This is a genomic window from Methanosarcina flavescens (assembly GCF_001304615.2).
Lineage (GTDB): Archaea > Halobacteriota > Methanosarcinia > Methanosarcinales > Methanosarcinaceae > Methanosarcina > Methanosarcina flavescens.
This window is the reverse complement of record NZ_CP032683.1, coordinates 1,567,383-1,587,123: the sequence shown is the minus strand read 5'-3', so window position 1 is coordinate 1,587,123 and position 19,741 is coordinate 1,567,383. Positions and strand designations below refer to the sequence as shown.

Genomic DNA, 19,741 nt, shown 5'->3' with positions numbered 1-19,741 from the left:
ATTGTAATTGTGCTGATTTGCCTTGCCCCCCAGAAAATTTCAGGCAATCAGGAAATCGGAACCCGAATTTATTATAAGAGGTATTTTAATGAGAACTGGACAGAGGGACGTGCATAATACACCGCTTAAAAGGCGACTGTCAATAACCTACGAGGAGCTCGAGACTCTCAAGAAGTCGATAAAGGTTTCGGTTCTCAATGAACTGCGGGCCGAAATGGAAAACATTTCCGATCATGACTCTATCAAAGATCTTGTCCTTTCCGAAATCAGGACAGAGCTTATGGGAATCCCCAACCCTGCTTTGCTCAAGGCCTCAATACTTAATGAATTAAGAATGGAATTGAAAGTATCTGGGGAAAACGAATCGGAAGCAGCTGACCGGAAGCTAAAGGAACTTGCGGGCATTCAGGATGGGCTTGTCCGCGAATTGCTAGACCAGAAAATGCTTATAAAGAAACTGGAAACACAGATAGGAAATCTAACCAAACAGCTGGAGGATGCGAAAATTGCTGCGTCAGTAGTTCCGCCTTCTGTTGTTTCGCCTTCCATTTCTCTTGCCCTTCCTGAGGATCCTCTGGATCTTCCACCTCTCTCCAGAAAATTCAGGCAAAAACCTGAGCCCCGAAAAGAAAACCCGGCATACAGACTAGGTGAATTCAGAGAAGCACCTGCCTCTCTTCCGGGCACAGGTGCAAAGGTTCAGCTGAAGCTCAGAGAGATAGAGCCAGCAGAACTTGACAGGGAAGAGGTCGAATCAAAGTGTGAATATATTATTGCAGAAAGCGGGGATAAAAGACGGCTTAAAGGTGCTGTAAGACAGCAGCCGTCGATTAGAGAACTTCCAAGGCAGCAATCCTCGATAAGAATGGGGTCAGGACAGCAGTACTCAGGACCCTCATTCCCTCAAAGACAATCCCCTGTTGTTAGAGCGGACCCTGTGAAACCCCAACCTGAAGATGACTATAAGTGTGAATACATAATCGCCGAGAAAACTACGAAAAAACACTTCATAGAAGAGTTCGTGGATGTACGGGAAAAAGAAGATGCTGAGCTTATAACTTGCAGCCGGAAACCTTCTCGGGCTAAATGAGACTTAAAAAAACAGAAACTTTCTCAAAAACGTAAAATTACAGAGGCATTCTGTGTATATAAAAGAGATTGAATTTGTTAACTTTAAGTCCTTCGGAAAAAAAGTAAAGATTCCCTTTTATAATGACTTTACCACGATTTCCGGTCCTAACGGAAGTGGAAAGTCTAACATAATAGATGGAATTCTCTTTGCACTCGGGCTTACCAGTTCAAGGACTCTTCGGGCTGAAAAGCTGACTGATCTGATTTACAATGGTGATGCGGCGAAAAAGCCTGATTTTGCCCAGGTTACAATTCGTTTTGACAATTCTGACCGCAAGTTGCCTCTGGAACTTGATGAGATTGAAATCTCACGAAAAGTCCGTCGAACAAAAAGCGGATATTACAGTTATTTTTACTTCAATGGAAGAGCCGTAAGCCTTGGAGAAATCCATTCCCAGCTTGCTAAAGCAGGGGTAACGCCTGAAGGGTACAATGTGGTCATGCAGGGAGATGTAACGCAAATTATCTCCATGACTCCTGTGGAACGAAGAAAAATTATCGACGAAATCGCAGGGGTTGCAGAATTTGACGAGCGTAAGCAAAAGGCACTTGGGGAACTTGAGGTTGTAAGACAGCAAATTGAACGTGTGGATATAATCCTTGAAGAAGTACGCACCCAGTTAGGAAAACTGGCTGGGGAACGTGATCAGGCTTTAAAATACCAGGTTCTTAAGGCTGAGAAGGTCAAATTCGAGGGATATGTCCTGCTTTCCAGGCTCAAGGATGCAAGGGCTGAACTGCACAATGTAGATAAGGAACTTGCAGGCAAGGAAGAGCATCTTGAGAAAGTCCAGCTCATCCTGAACGAGAGAGTGCAGGAACTTCAGGCTCTTGAAGAAACCCTGGAAAAACTTTCCCTTGAAATCCAGAAAAAAGGAGAAGATGAGCAACTTCAGGTTAAGAGGGAAATTGAGGAGATAAAGGGGGAGATCTCCCGCTGCGCAGATAGTATCGAGGTTTCGGAATCCGAACTTGAGGAAGCAGACTCAAGACGCAGGAAAGCCTTTGTAGAAATCGATTCCACCAAGGGCAAGGTCAGGGCACTTGAGGAAAAAATCGAGACAGAGAACCTGAGAAAAGACAGCATCTCCTCAGAGTTTTCCGAGCGCAAAACCGAACGCATGCTGCTTCATAGCAGGATCGCGGATATTGACGCAAAGTTCGCTGCTACACGGGATGAGCTCATGGCAGCCAGGAAGAACCTTGAGGACGCAAAAAACGAGAAAAATGAGCTTATCCGAACTAAGGATCGGCTCCTTGATGCCCTCAGAAGAAAATCTTCGGAACTCAGAGAGATCGAAAACCAGATCCGGGATGCTGAAGCTGCAGTTGCTTCTTCTGACAGTGACACGCTTTCTGTAAAGTATGAGCTTGAAAAGCTTTCCGAAAGTCTAGGATCCCTTATTCTTGACCGGGATGATATTGAAAGCAGCCATTTCAGGATAAAGGAAGATATCAGGAAACTTGAAAACAGGCTTCATAGCCTTCAGCAGGAATACACAATCACGGAAGCAAGAGTGAGGGCTTCAGAACAGGGAGGTGGTTATTCCAGGGCTGTAGAGATGGTAATAAGGGCTGCAAGGCAGGAGGATCTTCTCGGAATTCATGGAACCATTGCCCAGCTTGGAAAAGTTGATAGGCAGTACTCAACAGCCCTTGAGATTGCTGCAGGAAACCGGATGCAAGCAATTGTTGTGGATACGGACGCCAATGCCGCCGAAGCAATCGAATACCTGAAGCACAGAAAAGGAGGGCGAGCTACTTTCCTTCCCCTTAACAAGATGAGAGAATCCAGACGTCTTGAAGACCTGAGTTATGAAAGTGGGGTAATAGGGTATGCAATTGACCTTATTGAATTCGATCCCTATTTTGAGCCTGCTTTCTGGTATGTTTTCCAGGATACCCTTGTTATGGAAAACCTCTCAAGTGCCCGCCGCCTTATGGGAAAGGTGAGAATGGTCACCCTTGAAGGTGAACTTCTGGAAAAGAGCGGAGCAATGGTAGGAGGGTCAATTTCCTCTAAATCAGGAATTTCCTTTGCTGCTGCGGAAAAAGATAAACTCCTTGAACTTGCAGAGGAGATCAGGTCCCTGGATGCAAGCCGGAATGCAGCTATAAGTAAACAGGATAGCATTGAAGGTCACCTTTTTGAGTTAAACCGGAAGATCCGGGACTGTGAGGCTACGATTTCACGCAAGGAGCGCCAGCTTGAGGAGATTGCAGGCAGGGAGGCAAAACTTGCCGAACTTCTTGAAGCCAGGCAGGCTGACCTCAAAGCAATCGAGGAGTCAAGGACAGAACTCAGGGCTGAAATGGACAGAGTGATTGCGAAGAAAGCAGAGAAGGAAAAAGCTGTATCTGAATTTGAGGCTCAGATTTCAGGGCTTGAAGCAAAACTTGCTGATTCTCCTCTGCCTGAAATTAATAAAAAAATCGAGTTTGTTGACGAGGAACTCCGCCGGCTTGATGGTAGAATTCGGGATACTGAAGCTACCCTGAATGCACTGAAGCTTGAGAAAGAGTATGCTGAACAGAAGATTGCTGAGGCGAAGGAGCTTATCCGGGAACTTGATGAAAAGAAAGCTTCAAGACTGGATAAAATTAACTCCCTGAAGATAAAAATAAAAGAACTTGAGAAAAAACTTGAGGAAAAGAGAGCCAGGGAGCTTGAGCTCTCGGATGAGCTAATAGGGCTCCAGAGAGAGCGGGAAAGCGTTCAGGCTGAACACAGCGCCGTCAAACGCAGGGTGAGTACTGCTTCAACTACCCTTGAGAAGGCAAGGCAGCAGGTGCTTACGCTCACAGCTACGAAAGACGCTCTCTTTGACCAGGAAAAGCAATTAGTTGAAGAAATCCTGAAAAGAGGCATAGAGGAAACTGATGAGGTTCCGAATTACGAAACCGTTTATATGCGGATTCAGGCAATCGATGAGGCTCTCAGGCAGCTTGAGCCCGTGAACATGAGGGCGATTGATGAGTATAATGAAGTAGAACTCAGGCTTTCGGATTTGCAGGGAAAACGCGACATTCTCTTTACCGAGAGAGAGCAGCTTCTTGAGCGCATCGACCAGTATGAGCAGTTAAAGCGGGACGCTTTTATGGATGCTTATACAAGCATAAATGCCAATTTCAAGGAAATTTTCCATGAACTTTCCGACGGCATGGGCGAGCTTCTACTTGAGAATCCTGATGACCCTTTTGCAGGAGGGATGACTCTCCGGGCTCAACCAAAGGAAAAAACTCTCCAACGGATCGAGGCCATGTCTGGAGGAGAAAAAAGCCTTACCGCCCTTGCCTTCATTTTTGCCATCCAGCAATACCGTCCTGCTCCTTTCTATGCTTTTGATGAGATTGATATGTTTCTGGACGGCTGGAATGTTGAAAGGGTTTCAAGACGCGTAAAAGCCTCAGGATCAAAAGTCCAGTTTATTGTTGTATCTCTAAGAAAACCGATGATCCAGGCTGCGGTAAGGACAATAGGGGTTACAATGCAAGAAAATAATCTTACGAGCATTACCGGAGTGAAGCTCAATGGCTGAACTTATGGATAACGGGGGGGCAGCGCTTGAAGTTCCGCGGCTTCAGGCTCATACGACTCGTAAATCCGAAAACAACTCTCTTTTTGCAAATCCTGAGACTTATGGGCTGCCAACCACTCTTTCTTGCCTTGGAATTGATTGGAATCTCCTTGATATTTCGGAATTTGAGACTTACGAACCTCTGGGTATACTTGTTGAACTCGCACGGGACGGAAAGATCAATCCCTGGGATATAGACATCGTACAGCTCACTGACAGTTTTCTGGGAAGAGTGGAAGAGCTCAAACAGATGGACCTGAGAATCTCTTCAAGGACGCTTCTTTATTCTGCAATTCTCCTGCGCATGAAATCTTCGGGAATCCTCGAAGTAGAGGAGGAAGAGGGCGATGCGTTTGAACTGGATTTCCCTGACGATCCAGATTTTCCTGAACCTGAAGAGTTTCCCGTCCCTAAGCTTCCTGTCCGCCGGATTTCCACAAGGCCAGTAACGCTCAATGAATTGATTCTTGAACTCAAAAAAGCCGAAAAAAATCTTTCCAGAAAAAAAGAGAAAAAAGCCAGCAAGGGTTCAGAAGAACCCAATCTTCGTCCCCAGCTTACTACCGGGGACGTTCTGGGGATTGCTCACGAAGAAGCTATTAGTTCACGGCTAGCTATTATATGGTCAAAGCTCTCAGAGCTATTTACGAAGCAGCCTGTAGTGGAGTTCTCCAGTTTCATTGAATCAAGCGATGACAGGATTATGGACTATCTTTCCCTTCTCTTCCTTGCTTCAAACAGGAAGATCTGGCTTTTTCAGGACGAACTTTTTGAGGAATTATATATCTATCCTGGAGAAGAATCTGGATTTTCCACGGAAGCTAACCCATCTCTTTTCCACGAGATGAAGTTAAAATCAAAAGCTGAACTTTCGAAACCTTAAACTAAAGGTTTTCCAGTATCGAATACCTATTAGCCTGATTAAAGAATACTTTTATTCTTTCTGGAAGTGAGATTTATGAGTGAGCTTGAGATTATTGAAGCCGCACTTTTTGTTGCTGGCAGGGCAGTAAGCCTCGAAAAGCTTGCGAAAATCACAGGGAAACCAAAAAAAACAGTCCTTTCGGCAGTAAAAGAATTGACAGAGATATATTCTTCCCGCGGATCCGGAATCGAAATCCTTGATCTTGGGGAGCGTTATGTTATGCAGGTCAAGCCCGAATATTCCGAACTCATGCGAGAAGTCGCCCCAAAGGAGCTTTCAGCCCCCAAACTTCGCACTCTTTCAATGATTGCCTATCATCAGCCCCTGCTCCAGTCAGACCTCATTGATATGAGAGGAAGCGGAGCTTATGACCATATAAAGGACCTTGTAGATCGAGGCTTTGTGAAGTCTGTGCCCTGTGGGAGAAGTAGGCAGCTTTCAACAACTCCTCTTTTTGCCGATTATTTCGGGCTCAAAAGAGATGACCCAAAAGCCATAAAAGAGAAAATTCTTGAACTTTTGAGATCCCAGGGAGAGCAAAGTGAAATCAACCTCTGGATAGGGAAGAAGACTATTGCCGTGACTCCCATGTATGAGTCTCTCATGAGTATGTGCGGAATCAAGGAATACTTCGTAACCAATGCTTATTCACCTTCAAAGGAGGAAATTTCTCGCCTGCTTGAGGCCGACGTGGTCGTGATCTCGGCAGGTTATTCCGATACTGTACGGCAGTATTGTGATGGAGAAATCCTTGAGGTACATTCAACAACGTTTGAAGACCTTATAGAAGCACTTACTCTACTTGTCGAAGAACTTCCCGATGAAGTGGATCTCAAAACTGTTGAAAATACTATTAAGAAAATTCGAGAAACCAGGGAAAGATACGTTTCTTCTGCTGTCCTTATCAAGAAAAAGGTAAAACCGGCAACTGAAATGGTTTCAAGAATCGTAAACGATCTCTCTCTCGGGATTTCTGCAGATGGAATTCTTATTGCTCCTGATTATGGGGTTTCAAAAAATGGGGTTAAAATCGCAAAAGGAGCCCAGATTCTGATTCCTACTCACCGCAGTATTGAGGGTGATCTTCTCCAGAGAGTCAGTGCAAAATATGACTCTATTCTTGAAGGTCTTAAAAAATTTGAGAATTGAAGTGCCTGAAAGAGAGCTTAATCATCTCTATCCCTATTAATTTATTTATAAATACATGCGTCCTAAATTTTAGTTTTTCTGTCGCATTTATATTCTATATATAAAGCATTTATATACTTATGCAGGGTATTTAACTATATCTTTATATACTGGTTAGAGGATATTACTCTTGCTTTATATACTGAGGGTTGACTAATGAGCGAATCTAGCATCAAGATCGAAAATGTGGTTGCATCCACCAAACTCGCTGAAGAATTCGACTTAAATGTTATTGAATCCGAGTTCGAAGGAGCCGAGTACAACAAGCAGAAGTTCCCCGGGCTCGTTTACAGGGTTTCGGATCCTAAAGCTGCATTCCTGGTCTTTACTTCCGGCAAGGTTGTATGTACAGGGGCAAAAAACGTTGCTGATGTACATACCGTTATAGGCAATATGGCGAAAAAGCTGAACAGTATCGGGATTAAAACCGTGGAGAACCCCCAGATTACTGTCCAGAATATTGTTGCTTCTGCAGACCTGCACACTATTTTGAACCTCAATGCAATTGCAATAGGGCTTGGGCTTGAAAATATCGAGTACGAGCCTGAGCAGTTCCCTGGTCTTGTGTACAGAATCGATGAGCCTAAAGTAGTCGTGCTTATCTTCAGTTCTGGAAAACTGGTAGTTACAGGCGGTAAGTCTCCTGAAGACTGTGAGAGAGGCGTAGAAGTCGTCCGCCAGCAGCTCGACAACATGGGACTTTTGTAAGAACCCTCAATCTCCATCATCCCTTTTCTGGAAATAAGGTACTTATAAGTTTTACAACAAAACGGGCGCGTGTAGAGATTCCGGCAAAGGATATGTGTGAAACGTGAACAACGCAGATGTTTGCATTCTTATTCCTACCTTGAATGAAGCTGCGACAATAGGGCAGCTTATCAAGGATTTCAGGCAGGAAGGCTTTTCCAATATTCTAGTAATTGATGGAAACAGCAAAGACGGCACAGGACAAATTGCAGAGGCTGAAGGTGCAAAAGTTGTCATGCAGACCGGAAAAGGCAAAGGGCAGGCAATAATTCAGGCTTTCGGGCTTATAGAAAACCCTTATGTCGTGATGGCTGATGGGGATGGAACATACCTTGCACGTGAAATCCATTCTCTCCTAAAGCCTATTCTGGAAGGGCGGGCCGACCATGTTATAGGCAACCGGCTGGATAATTATTCCCCTGGTGCTTTTACAAAGCTCAACCTTGTGGGCAACCATCTTATAAACATGTTTTTTGATATTGCTTATGAGGTCGAATTAAAAGATATCCTCTCAGGTTACCGTGCATTTACGCTCGAGAGTGTGAGGGAACTCGAACTTAACAAAACAGGTTTCGAAATCGAGACCGAAATTTCCGTGGAATGCGTTCTTAAAAAGCAGAGGGTTGAAGAAGTTCCTATCACTTACCTCCCTAGAAGTAAGAAAAGCACAACCAAGCTAAATCCGGTAAAAGATGGATTCAGAATTGGGTCTACTATTTACGGACTTGCAAAAATGAATAATCCCATGTTCTATTTTGGAATTATAGGTTCTATCTTTATTCTGGCAGGCCTGTTTACAGGAACTTTTGTGGTAGTTGAGTGGCTAGATGGAATTACCCATACCCTGCTTTCTGTCCTTACATCCCTGCTAATCATATTCGGTCTTCAGATGTTCATCTTTGGAATTTTGAGTGATTTCATATTAACTCTTCACAGGCAAACCCTTCAGTTAATTAAGGAAATGAATAAACAGAGAAAATAAAAATTCTATTTTTTCAGCCTACATTTTTAAATTCTTCGTTAATTACTTTTTTAGAATTTAGAAACTAATACAATAGCTTATAGCATCAGTTGTACTAATGATTTTTTCAATTATTTTCTAAAAATTTTCTATCTATTACACTAGTTTCAAAATTATTGTTTAGTCTATATTGTGTGATTTATAAATTAGTTTCCTGTTCTCCTCTTTTAGAAAGCGTACGGCTTACACTTTCAATAGGTTAACTCGAAATCTAAAGTTCAGGTAGGAAACAGCCGATAGCAATTATCCTATAAGTAAATTCTGTCCAAAAATTCTGATTGATTTCTGTTTTCCTATTTCAGGTCTGTAAATTCCCCTTTCTCTAATATAAGAAGCAATGTTTTATTGTCCAAATACTTTTGGATCTGATTTTAATCTTATATTAATCACAACAGGTGCTCTATTGAAAAAAGTAAGCACAATACGGAACTCATAGAGTATTAGGAAATAATTTTATACTTTATAAAAAATATAAGGTGGGATAAACGTGAGAAGAAAAAATCTACTGCTCATTCCTATCTTTTTTACTCTTTTTGTTATAGGCATACTATTTTTCTATGTTGTTTATGCCATAAATACGGGTACGTACCTTAATAGGGAGCCAGTTCAAAGATACTATTTTGAGTATGATATCAAAGTTACAGGACTTTCCGGAAAGGAAGTGAATGGAACGACTGTGATAATGGTTCCTATCCCTGCATCTAAGGAAGGCAAATTTTTTACTCCCTTTACGCAGAAACCTGATTCTTTCCAGAAGTTTCTGCGTAAAGTCATGCGCAAGCCTGAACGAAATTATATAGGTCCCTATTTTAGAAATATGAGTGAGGAACTTGACAACAAAGAGTTAATAGGAAACTGGGTAACTTTCATTGCAGAAACTGATAAGGGTTATATGTATGGATTCAGAACAAATGAGACCAGGCTCAAAGATATTCATGGTGGTGCCTGGTTTGTTGCAGATTATTTTGACATTTTTGATCCCATAAATAATGGAAGCCCAATGCTATTCCCTATTGAAAATGTGTCTAATATTTCTTCTGTCCCTTATGGAGAATACACTAAGTATACCTCAAATCCGACATATGATACCTACATCTACTTAAGCGATAATCTAAAGGAAGGAGAAAATGTATCTTTCTTTGTCTATTTGACTGCAAATAATGATCCATATGAGTGGCCTAAAAAATACAGAGGTAGGTACAATAATCTACTAGCAGCAAAAGTTAATGACACAGGCTATGTAAAAGTAAGGGCTATTATGGGACAGGAAGTACCATGGGGAAATGACAGTCTTGATGTATTAAGTAGTCAATATGCTAGAGATTATTATGAGAATAAAGATTCTCATGCTGTAAACAAGACTTCACGCCACCCAGAAGTTGCATGAAGTCCTTTTAAGACAGAGGAAGAGACAAAATATACGTCTTTGGGTTGGTACAAGCGGGCTAATAATAACTAACCATATATCTTTTTTTACACATTAGCTTATATTCATTCACGAATTGGCTTAAAATACCGATTTTCTACTTGATCTTATTATAAACCTAATTTTACCTTTTTCAATTTTCCGATCAAAACAATTTTACTTGCCTTTTGCTCAAAGAAAGTTTAGCTTTTATTTATAAAACATTTATTTTAATTTTATTTCTTATATTTTTCAACACCTATAGGCACCTAAGTAAAGTAAACTTGATTAAGATTAAAGTTAATTTTTTAAAAAGTGTTATATATAATTACACGCCTTTTATTTTCTAACTCAACTTTGCCTTAATTACAGCTTAATCCTACAACCAAATTTTACAGATTATAGAAAGCTTGAGGTTAATAATATGACAATTGTAGAAGATGCAAGGAAAGGGATTATTACTGAGGAAATGAAGATTGTTGCAAAGGATGAAGGGCTTGACCCTGAATTCATCCGCCGTGGTGTTGCAGCCGGAAGAATTGTTATTCCAACTTCACCTTACAGGCAGGTAAAGATCTGCGGTATAGGAGAAGGGCTCAGAACCAAGGTCAATGCATCCATAGGCGTATCCTCGGACATTGTTGATGAGGAAATGGAAGTTAAGAAAGCCCAGGCTGCCGAAGCCGCAGGTGCAGATACTCTGATGGAGCTCGGTACAGGGGGTGACTTCCTTGGAATCAGGAAAAAAGTTATTGACAGCGTTTCCCTTTCCGTTGGCTCAGTGCCTCTCTACCAGGCTTTCATTGAAGCTGCAAGAAAGTACGGCTCAATTGTACATATGACTGAAGACGAGCTTTTCAATGCAACCGAAGCCCAGGCAAAACTCGGAACCAACTTCATGGCAATCCATACAGGGATTAACAACATCACCCTTGACAGGCTTAAAGCCCACGGCAGGTACGGCGGACTTTGCTCCCGCGGTGGCGCTTTCATGAGCTCCTGGATGCTGCACAACGAAAAGGAAAACCCGCTTTATGAAAACTTCGACTACCTCGTTGAAATCCTCAAGGAACACGAAGTCGTCCTTTCTACAGGCAACGGAATGCGTGCAGGGGCAGTCCACGATGCAACCGACCGCGCCCAGATCCAGGAACTCATCATCAACTCCGAAATGGCTGACAGGGCACACAAACAGGGTGTGCAGGTCATTGTCGAAGGTCCTGGCCACGTCCCACTTGACCAGATTGCAACTAATGTAAAGCTCATGAAGGAAATGAGCGGTCACAAGCCTTTCTACATGCTCGGTCCTCTCGTTACAGATATTGCTCCAGGCTACGACCATATTGTAACTGCAATCGGAGCATCCGTTTCCGCAGCTTATGGCTGTGACTTCCTCTGCTACGTGACTCCAGCAGAGCACCTTGCACTTCCGAACGTTGAAGACGTGATTACAGGTGTTAAGACATCAAGAATTGCAGCCCACGTCGGTGATATGATAAAGTATCCTGACAGGGCAAGGCAATGGGATCTTGATATGGGCAGAGCCAGAAGGGAACTTGACTGGGAAAAGATGTACTCCCTTGCAATCGACCCTGAACATGCAAGAGCAGTCAGGGACAGCAGGGCTCCCGAAGACTCAGATGCCTGTACTATGTGCGGCAACTTCTGTGCCCTCAAGATCGTCAACCAGAACTATAACCTCGCAAAATAAGCAGTTACTGGTAAATTTCAGAGTGAAGCCTTCGGGCTTTACTTATCTATTTTTTAGGATCATTCTATTTCTTGAGACTATCTTATTTTCTAATTAATTCTCAAGCACATAGCTTCTCCTTTTTCGGCAAGTTTCGTTTTCTTTCTTTTCTGACTTCTATGTAATTTTGCAGTTTCGCCTTTTTGCCCATAGAACAGTTTAAAACCGATAGCTTTTTACATCATTATTCTAAAATATCCAAACCTATTGTTGCTGATTTATTAAAATACCTGGAACTTTTCTTACAAAACCTGGATAATGGTTTTGATATTCTGTCAGGGGTTGTGGTTTATGAGACTAAAATCAGTTAAAGGGCTCATGGCTCTCGGAACAGTTAAAGGACTCATCACTATTGGGATATTTCTATTCTTTTCGATTTTTTCAGAATGCGGGGCTGCTGCGGAGCTAGGTAACCCATCTGAGATTATAAACGAAGAATACACATTTGAAAAACTTAATCCCGATGAGGTTACTACAGAGTGGAATGATTCCTATCTTTTCAGTAGCAGGGGAGATGCCCTAGAAGAACTTGAGATCTTAAGAAAGAAGCCTGAGGAAATAAACGAAACTTTCCGTCCACAATTTGAAAATTTGTCTGGGTCGGTTTTACTTGACTTCCTGAATGCTGAAAAGGAGTTCTCAAAATCTCTTGAGGTTCTTTACATTTATGCATATACTCAATTTAGTAAAAATGTGAGTGACCCATTCTTTGTTTCTCTTCTAACGGATTCCCAGAATCTGGTTACCGAGTATGGGAAAGCCAACTCATTTACAGTTGTGAAGCTGACTTCACTCAATGACGAGGAATGGAACAAACTCTTTTCCGAAGAGCCTGAACTTGAGGAGTACAGACCTTATCTTGAAGCTAAATACAGGAGATTCGCAGATCACAGGGCAATGAACGAGTCTCAGGCTGTATACATTGCAGAGCTAGAAAACCAGCGCATGAAATTGGAAACTGAGGCGATGTCGAAGGTAACAAACAACGTTACAATGGCAGGAAATATAACACTTGAAAACGGGGAGAATTTTTCTGTCAATTCTCAGTCCTATAATACTCTACTTTCAACAGACCTTAGCCGAGAAAACAGGAAAAGATGTTATGAGAAGAGATACTACCACATGCGAAATGAATCCGATTCCATGGCATCTATCTATTCCAGAAAAGCTCAGCTTGACGATCTTATTGCCCGGGAATTGAACTATACAGATTTTTATGACTACACATTGTACAGTTCCTATCTTAACCGCACTCAGATTGATGACATGAACACTGTTTTTAAAGAGAGAAAAGGGGTATTCGAGGAATATAACGAGTTCAGGAGAAGTAAGCTCGGGATTGAGACCCTCAGACCATATGACCTCATGCTTCAGTTGACAGATCAGCCTGGGAATAACTATACATATACCGAAGCCTTGCAGGAAATCCAGAAATCCTATTCTAAAATGGATCCTCGTTTCAATGAAATCTTTTTAAGAATGGTGACTGGTAATTTTGTAGATGTATATCCTGATCCTGAGCATGGAAAACAGCCTGGAGGTTATACTATTGGATTATGTTCTTTGAAGTCTCCTGCCCTTGTTTTCCTCAACTACAATGGCACTATTAGAGATCAGAAAACCATAACTCATGAACTGGGACATGGTATTAACTTTTACCTTATTGGGAACTCTGTCGATTACTTCTACTGTTCAGGCCAGATTTATGAGATGGAAATCCCTTCTACTTTCAATGAAGAACTTTTTGTTGATCACGCTATCCAAAACTTTGATAAAAAGACCGCAGTTAATGTTCTCTCCCAGCATATATCGGAGTACCAGAACTACTTTACTCGTCAACCTATGATTGCGGAATTCGAATATAGAGCACACCAGCTATGTGCTGAAAACGGAACAGTCAGCGGCGAAGATCTCAACGAGATCTGGACAAACTTATCTAATGAGTATGGGAGTGAGTCAGTCGAATATTACATTGAAGATTCAGGTGTAGATTCAGCCGAATGGACCTATATTAATCATATTTATCTGACAAACAACTACTATACCTTCAACTACGCGGTCTCAAAGGCAATAACTCTCTCCCTTTTCAAACAGTACAAGGAGGATCCTGAGACTTTTAACAAAAACTACATTGCATATCTATCGGCAGGTTCAACAATGCCGCCAGAGGAAAAACTCAAAAAGTATTTCGGAATCGAAATCAACAGGCAGCTTTTTGAAGATGCAATGGATGTCGTGGAGTTGAGGATTCAGGAACTGAATGAACTGGAGAAAGAAGCGAAGGCTCCTGAATTTGAGTCTGCAGTAGATACCCTGAACATTTATTCGGGATCTCTCTGGAAAAGTTAATCTAAAAGTGAATATAAAAAAGAATGAGTTTGATGCCTCAGGTAAAGAGTTTAGGTAAAAAACTTGAGAGGGCTTGTGAGTTTAAGTGCTCCTAACCTTCAATTTTTTTATTTTTCGGATCTGGTTTACTTTAGCTTCCTTTACCCGGTTATCGAATAAACATCTATTGAATAAACATTTCTACCAGAACGATACAAGTATTGATATTTGCGCTACAGGTGACAAAAAAGTGTACTACGATATAATCGAATCACCAATAGGTCCCATTCTTCTGGCAGGAAACGAAAATGGGTTAAAACGTCTTATTTTTCTGAAAGGCAAGAAGAAAGCGGATATTCCTGAGGACTGGATACAAAACAAAGATTTTTTCAAAGAAGCTGCCAGGCAACTTGAGGCTTATTTTTCCGGGAAATTAAAATCTTTCACCCTTAAACTGGCTCCTGAGGGAACTGATTTCCAGAAGTCTGTCTGGAAAGCTTTGTGCGAAATCCCCTATGGTGAAACCCGTACTTATAAAGAGATAGCAGCATCTATCGGAAATCCCAGAGCTTACAGGGCTGTGGGGCTTGCAAACAACCGGAATCCAATAGCGATAATTATTCCCTGTCACAGAGTTATAGGATCAAACGGAAAACTCACGGGTTATGCATCTGGTCTGGATATTAAAGAATATTTATTAAAGCTTGAGAAAAGATAAACTGCAGTGAGAAACAATTTGATCTGGTCTGACGTATCAATGTCATTTTCCTTACCGGTTATATTTCTCATCTGTTATTGCTAATTTCTCCAACTTATAAGTAATTTTAAGTAAGGCGACCTGCAACCGAATATCCCATAAGTAATTACAATAATCTATGAAAATGGATTTCCGGAGAAACTAATATGCGACTTAAAAATAGGATAGAGAGTATTATCAAAGCAGCCGCCGCAAATCCGGGTACTGAGACTCGATACCGTGAACCTATTGTCGGATATGCTTCAACCGATGACCCTATTTTTGATGAGATGAAGAAAATTATTGGCCCTCATCACCTGCACCCAAAAGAAATTTTCCTTGAGGCAAGAACGGTTGTCACCTTCTTTTTGCCTTTTGAAAAGGACCTTGTGAAACGCAATTGGAAATCCCCTGACCCGGTAAAAGAATGGATTCAGGCTAGAAGCGAAACCGACTACCTGATAGAAGAAATCAATAAAAAGTTGAAGGCTGAACTGGCAAAGGAAGACGTAAAAGCAGTCGTGCCTGAGGTTACTTTTGATTACAAAAATAGAGGTTTTGACTTTGCCTGGTCCCACAAAAGTGCAGCTTTTGCAGCCGGGCTTGGTACTTTCGGGTTTCATCACATGCTGATCACAAAAGCCGGGTGTGCAGGCCGCTTCGGAACAATACTGATTTCAGCAGAAATACTTCCTACTCCCCGTCCTGCTGAAGAATTCTGCCGTTATAAAAAAGGAGAGAAGTGCCTCGTCTGTGTGGATAGATGTCCAGCTGGGGCTCTTACTGAAAGAGGGCTTGATAAAGAAAAATGTTTCAAACTGCTTCAGGAAAACGCAAGAGTTTTCCCCGAATTCAATCAGCTTGCCTGTGGAAAATGTGCAACCGGACCCTGCGCTTTCAGGTCTCGCTGAAACAGGAAACTTATATTTCTCTTCTTCTATACAAGATCTGTAATTTTTAATTATTTTCTTTCTCAGAGAGGCAGAGCCGGTTGAACCTCAACATAGTTGCTTATACTGCCGTCAGTGGAGTTTTGAGGATTCAGATTCATTAAAGGAATCCTGTGACGATTCAGTAACGTTTTCCTGTAATGATTCGGTAGAGGGTTCACGTATAGATTCAGCAATTTTCAGCATTTCGGCTTTCTCAAGATACCCTATAAGATCTATTTCGACTTCTCCAAGTTTCCAGTGCAATATTTTCAGATCTCCGAATTCATTTAGATATGCTTCTCTTCCGTTGATGCTGATCTTTTCGCCTTCCAGCATGGAAGTATCTTTTTCTGGCTCGTTTTCGTAAACAGTTTCCATTATCTCTATGCTTTCGGTTCCTTTCTGGTAGCTAAGAGTTACAGTTTCTGAACTCTCACTTATAAGGGCTGTATTATTGAATTTTTGTACTGTTGCTGCATTAAACACGTAGCCATCCGGAATATATTCCGGAGTAAGAATCTCAAAACTAGCTTGCTGTCTTGCTTCTTCAAGGTTCAGGTTTTCAGGAATTTTGAATTGTTCATCCAGATCCATAGTTACTACTTCTGTCCCATCAGGAATCTCAAATTTAAACTCCGAATCCGGAATCCCAACATTTACTTTCAGGTCGCGTATTTCCACGTCTACTGACAGGTTTCCCTCATTGTCATACATACTGAACTTAAGTACCATCCATGTCTCTCTGTCAACCCATACTTTTGTCCGGGAAGCTAGCTCTGACAATACACTCTCCTCAGCTTTTGGTCTGGTTTCAAGAACATATGCACTTCTTCCATCCACCTCTTCAACTCCGAGCATGGAAACCTCGCTTTCATTCAGTAAATTGCCTATGATACTGACAAAATCTTTTTCCGTTATGAGTGGTTCCTCAGGCAATTTTATTTTAGTGACAGTATTTGTTTCAACGTCATAGCTCCATACGAACTCTCCGTCCGATACAGATTCGACTTTTTTTCCATCCTCTACACCAGAAGTCCTCATAAGGTTAGGTTTTTTATACACCATCTGGATTTCCTCTTCCAGATCATTTTCCCCGTTGAGATATACTGTCGTGTGTATTGTACAAGAGTAGTCCTCAAGGCTGGCTTCTTTCTCCTGCATTTTTGTTGCAATTTCTTCTGTACTGAGTTTCTCTTCGCAGCCTGATGCAAAAAGAGCAAGGCTTATGAAAATCAGTATAAATAATATTTTTGTATGCTTCATGTTCTATTCTTCTTCAATTTTTTATATCCTGATGTTAGCCTGTACACTCTCACATCTTAATATATTTTCTTCTTCTGCATATGATAAAATAGAAAAAAACCAAGTGATTTTTATGCCCTTAATTTCCCTGACTACTGACTTTGGGGACCTTTATCCCGCAGCTATGAAAGCCATTATTCTGGGAATTAACCCGGAGGTGCAGATAATCGATATAACCCATTCCATCCGGCAGGCTGGAATACGGGAAGGAGCTTTTGCTCTTTATTCACTTGTTCAATATTTCCCTCATGGGACTGTGCATATTGGCGTCGTCGATCCAGGTGTCGGCACTTCCCGCCGCGCTCTCGCCATTAAAGCAGGTGATGAAGGAAAAGAACAGTTTTTTGTCGGCCCTGACAACGGGCTCCTTATACCTGCAGCGTGCCGCCTTGGGAAGATGGAAGTACACGAAATTACAAATCCCGAACTCATGCTTGAATCCGGAATTTCTGCAACTTTTCACGGAAGGGATATTTTTGCGCCTGTAGGAGCCCACCTCTCAAAAGGTACATCTATCGATGCTGTCGGGCCCGAAATATCGGACTTTGTGAACCTTAATTTCGAAAATTTCGGAATTGACGGATCCTTTCTTGTCGGGGAGGTTATTTTTACAGACAATTTCGGGAATGTAATCACCAATATTCCGGAAAATATCATCTTAAGATTCTCTACTTTCGGCTCACAGATGGAAGTAAACGGCAGAAAGGTATCCTTTGTTCAGACCTACGGTCTTGTCGGGCAGGAAGAGCCCCTTGCCCTTATAGGCAGTCATGGTTTCCTGGAGATTGCGGTAAACAAGGGAAGTGCTGCGCGCCAGTTCGGGCTGAAGAGCGGAGAGCAGGTGGTAATAAAGACTGTGTAAATATGATAATTTGAGACGATGACTGTTTAAATAATAGCGTGGAAAGATACTCCGAACTCCGGGTTACTGCAGTTTGTGCCTTTGGGAATATAGGTAGCCGAAAAGCAGTTGATGCGCTTCTCGAAATTCTAAAAGACAACAACCCCTAGGTCAGGTGGTATGCCGTAGAAACTCCTGGAAAAATTGGTGATCAAAAGGCAGCACCCCCTCTTGTTAAAATCTAAACGATCTAGACTTTGAAGTCAGATGGGTTACAGTTAAAGCTCTAAGGATGCTGAATAAAGAAAATTATAGAGGGAACTCTAGATAAAAAAGCCCTTCCTTTATTTTATATTCTGGCTTTTCAATAAAATCTTCTTTAATTTTCGTTATTTAGACAGGAATAAGTAAATTTCTATTCCCTAAATTAGCCCTCTTGAGCACAAGCGCTGCACCGCAACCCTTTTACGAAAAGGTTTGACTGAAATCGTTGCTCCGGTTTATCACGTCTCCATACCGGTTTTTGATCATACTTTTTCTTAAAAAGTTTGCGTTTATCACGCCGGACAGGGTTAGAGGATAAGGTTATCAAATCCAAAAGTTCGCTGTTTTCGGTCAAGCCTTTTTCGAAAAGGCTTGTGATCAAATATCTTTCTCAAAAAATTTGCGCTCAAGCCTGTTTGAAGAAGGCTTGTGAAAAAGGCACCATCCTCTTGAGACGGGATTCGGATCGTGTTCACGAAGCGGAACTCTGCTGTTACATCCACTCATAATGCATTAGAACTTCGGGATTAAAACTCTGCATCAAACTATTTTCCGTGTATCCAAAAAAGAGGCAACCTGTGCAGTTTTTGACAATCTCCTTTCGGCGCTTTTCGGAGTTTTTCCAGACGTTCTCAAAGCCGTCCCAGATAACGTTTCCAAGGGGCTCGTTTTGCACACGGCAGGTCTCCAGAGTGCCGTCATGTGTCACGTTCATAATAATCCCGCTGGCAAGGCATCTGTAGTCCATTTTCCCATCCCTGACCATTTTAAGATAGGTTCTGGAGTTTATGATCGGGTAATCCTGCGCTTTAAGCTCGATTATGCGGTCAACTGTACTGCGGAATTTCTCCATGTCACGGATTCCAATGTCGTTCCATACTTCCTTACTGATTCCGGGAAACTCATGGACAGGCTCGAAGGAAATCTTCACTTTCAGCTTTTTTGCAAGTAAAATAAGGGTCTCGACATCGTCAAGATTTTTTCCTGTGAGTACGCAGTTCATCAGGATGGGATTCCTCTGTTTCTGGAGTTTTCTAACCTCAATAGCTTTCTTTAAGCCCTTCAACAGAGTTTCGAAGTCCATTCGACGGATTTCTTTATAACTTTTTACCCCATCCACAGAAACCGAAAGATAATCCACATCCACAAGCTCTTCCGCTCTCTCGTAAAGCAGCTTTCCATTTGTGACCATGGAAGTGATCATCCCGATTTTTTTGGCATATGCCATAATCTGGGGCAGATCCTTTCTCAGGAGAGGCTCTACAGTCCAGGCATTATAAACTCCTATCCCGAAATCTCTCGCATCGTCTAACAGCTTGAAAATCTCTTCTTTAGTCGGTTCTTCCCCGGTTTTCTTCCAGTACCCACAGAATTTGCAGCGCATGTTGCACCGAGCATTTACACCGTGAGAAAGGACAAAAGGACGCTTTCTTACTCTGATCTGCCAGAGGGCTCTCATAGCGAGGATAGGATTAAATCGGGACATAGAAATCTCTTACTTATTTTTCTGCAGAAGACTACTTATTATTCATTATCTTTTCTATTATAACCTTTTGGAGAGCTGGTTTGTGTAACATACTTTTTCGACTCCGT

General features: G+C 41.9%; 16 protein-coding genes. 13 read left to right on the top strand and 3 right to left on the bottom strand.

What is annotated here, in order from left to right; genetic code table 11:
- The first annotated feature begins 88 nt into the window (after positions 1 to 88).
- The 11 genes from AOB57_RS07120 to AOB57_RS07070 all read left to right on the top strand — a co-directional run bounded on the left by AOB57_RS07120 (position 89) and on the right by AOB57_RS07070 (position 15,720).
- Positions 89 to 1,090 (top strand): hypothetical protein, encoded by a 1,002-nt coding sequence (locus AOB57_RS07120; RefSeq protein WP_054299745.1) that lies wholly within the window; start codon positions 89 to 91, stop codon positions 1,088 to 1,090.
- 52 nt (positions 1,091 to 1,142) lie between these two features.
- Positions 1,143 to 4,670 carry a chromosome segregation protein SMC gene (gene smc / locus AOB57_RS07115; protein ID WP_054299746.1) on the top strand — a complete coding sequence of 1,176 codons (3,528 nt, stop codon included), beginning with the start codon at positions 1,143 to 1,145 and terminating at the stop codon, positions 4,668 to 4,670.
- On the top strand, positions 4,663 to 5,592 hold the full coding sequence (locus tag AOB57_RS07110; protein WP_082384314.1) for a segregation/condensation protein A: 930 nt from the start codon (positions 4,663 to 4,665) through the stop codon (positions 5,590 to 5,592). The genes smc and AOB57_RS07110 overlap by 8 nt, the downstream gene beginning before the upstream one ends.
- A 75-nt stretch (positions 5,593 to 5,667) precedes the next feature.
- Positions 5,668 to 6,783 carry an SMC-Scp complex subunit ScpB gene (gene scpB, locus AOB57_RS07105; RefSeq protein ID WP_054299747.1) on the top strand — a complete coding sequence of 372 codons (1,116 nt, stop codon included), beginning with the start codon at positions 5,668 to 5,670 and terminating at the stop codon, positions 6,781 to 6,783.
- A gap of 195 nt (positions 6,784 to 6,978) precedes the next feature.
- Positions 6,979 to 7,530 (top strand): TATA-box-binding protein, encoded by a 552-nt coding sequence (locus AOB57_RS07100; protein ID WP_054299748.1) that lies wholly within the window; start codon positions 6,979 to 6,981, stop codon positions 7,528 to 7,530.
- A gap of 103 nt (positions 7,531 to 7,633) precedes the next feature.
- Complete coding sequence (gene aglJ, locus AOB57_RS07095) at positions 7,634 to 8,551, top strand: S-layer glycoprotein N-glycosyltransferase AglJ (RefSeq protein ID WP_054299749.1); 918 nt, start codon at positions 7,634 to 7,636, stop codon at positions 8,549 to 8,551.
- 526 nt (positions 8,552 to 9,077) lie between these two features.
- Positions 9,078 to 9,977, top strand: a complete 900-nt coding sequence (locus AOB57_RS07090) for a hypothetical protein (protein ID WP_054299750.1) — start codon at positions 9,078 to 9,080, stop codon at positions 9,975 to 9,977.
- Between the two features lie 442 nt (positions 9,978 to 10,419).
- Positions 10,420 to 11,706, top strand: coding sequence for a phosphomethylpyrimidine synthase ThiC (gene thiC / locus AOB57_RS07085; protein WP_054299751.1), 1,287 nt, complete (start codon positions 10,420 to 10,422; stop codon positions 11,704 to 11,706).
- Positions 11,707 to 12,036: 330 nt separating this feature from the next.
- The gene (locus AOB57_RS07080; RefSeq protein ID WP_226999666.1) at positions 12,037 to 14,094 is read left to right on the top strand and encodes a M3 family oligoendopeptidase; all 2,058 of its coding nucleotides are present in this window, start codon (positions 12,037 to 12,039) and stop codon (positions 14,092 to 14,094) included.
- Between the two features lie 229 nt (positions 14,095 to 14,323).
- Positions 14,324 to 14,791 (top strand): methylated-DNA--[protein]-cysteine S-methyltransferase, encoded by a 468-nt coding sequence (locus AOB57_RS07075; RefSeq protein WP_054299752.1) that lies wholly within the window; start codon positions 14,324 to 14,326, stop codon positions 14,789 to 14,791.
- 185 nt (positions 14,792 to 14,976) lie between these two features.
- Positions 14,977 to 15,720: an epoxyqueuosine reductase gene (locus tag AOB57_RS07070; RefSeq protein WP_054299753.1), complete on the top strand. Its 744-nt coding sequence runs from the start codon at positions 14,977 to 14,979 to the stop codon at positions 15,718 to 15,720.
- 111 nt (positions 15,721 to 15,831) lie between these two features.
- On the opposite strand, the gene AOB57_RS07065 is transcribed toward AOB57_RS07070, so the two are convergent.
- The gene (locus AOB57_RS07065; RefSeq protein ID WP_054299754.1) at positions 15,832 to 17,004 is read right to left on the bottom strand and encodes a DUF4367 domain-containing protein; all 1,173 of its coding nucleotides are present in this window, start codon (positions 17,002 to 17,004) and stop codon (positions 15,832 to 15,834) included.
- Positions 17,005 to 17,116: 112 nt separating this feature from the next.
- Here AOB57_RS07065 and AOB57_RS07060 point away from each other — a divergent pair, with 112 nt between their 5' ends.
- On the top strand, positions 17,117 to 17,905 hold the full coding sequence (locus tag AOB57_RS07060) for an SAM hydrolase/SAM-dependent halogenase family protein (protein WP_054299895.1): 789 nt from the start codon (positions 17,117 to 17,119) through the stop codon (positions 17,903 to 17,905).
- Between the two features lie 38 nt (positions 17,906 to 17,943).
- Entirely contained in the window at positions 17,944 to 18,054 is a 111-nt protein-coding gene (locus tag AOB57_RS15035) for a hypothetical protein (protein WP_167829570.1), read from the top strand.
- 472 nt (positions 18,055 to 18,526) lie between these two features.
- Here the strand turns inward: AOB57_RS15035 and AOB57_RS14840 are convergent, their stop codons facing one another.
- On the bottom strand, positions 18,527 to 18,655 hold the full coding sequence (locus tag AOB57_RS14840) for a hypothetical protein (RefSeq protein WP_264371732.1): 129 nt from the start codon (positions 18,653 to 18,655) through the stop codon (positions 18,527 to 18,529).
- Positions 18,642 to 19,634 carry a radical SAM protein gene (locus AOB57_RS07050; RefSeq protein ID WP_054299755.1) on the bottom strand — a complete coding sequence of 331 codons (993 nt, stop codon included), beginning with the start codon at positions 19,632 to 19,634 and terminating at the stop codon, positions 18,642 to 18,644. Before AOB57_RS07050 ends, AOB57_RS14840 begins: the two co-directional genes overlap by 14 nt.
- Positions 19,635 to 19,741: the final 107 nt, after the last annotated feature.